Annotated in this window: 1 pseudogene; it reads left to right on the top strand. The window is 74.0% G+C overall.

Going from position 1 to position 566, the window contains the following annotated elements:
• Positions 1-365: 365 nt before the first annotated feature.
• Positions 366-566: pseudogene (locus tag AAHZ94_RS34895) on the top strand (peptidase M15); the annotation flags it as partial.

The following is a 566-nucleotide window of genomic DNA, read 5'->3' as shown; positions in this document are numbered from 1 at the left end:
GGGCGGCGGGCGGCGGGCGGCGGTACGCAACGGACACGGGCCAGCCGTGACGCGGAGCGGGATCGACGCGGGGGGCAGGATCAGCGCGGAGCGGGATCGGAAGGGGACACGACCGGGACGAGGCAAGGTCAGCACGGGCAGAGCCCAGACAGGGCAGAACCCGCACAGAGCAGGACCGGCAAAGGGCGGGACCGGGTGGAGCGGGTTCCACACAGCTCACAGGGGCAGGCGGGCCGGACGGTCGGTCGGTGCAGCCGCGCTGCCCGGGGCGGCGCCCACACCGCTTCACGATCTTGAGTAGGCTCAGCGCCGGGATTCGCGCTCTTCATACGTGAATTCCCGTCATGATCCAATCGAGGAGAATCGTGCGCCTGACCATCGACCGACGCCTCACCCTCGGTGCCGCCCTGCTCGCCATCGCGGCGAGCGCCACGCCGGCATCCGCCGTGGCCGCCAGCCCGGCCGCACCGACGCACCACACGTTCGCGCCCGCCGCCGCGGCCCCCGACACCGCGGGCATCACCCGGGCGCTCAAGGACGCCCTCGCGAACGGCGCCCCCGGCGCC

This window comes from Streptomyces sp. HSW2009, from assembly GCF_040240285.1.
Lineage (GTDB): Bacteria > Actinomycetota > Actinomycetes > Streptomycetales > Streptomycetaceae > Streptomyces.
This window is presented reverse-complemented; position numbering and strand designations above follow the sequence as displayed.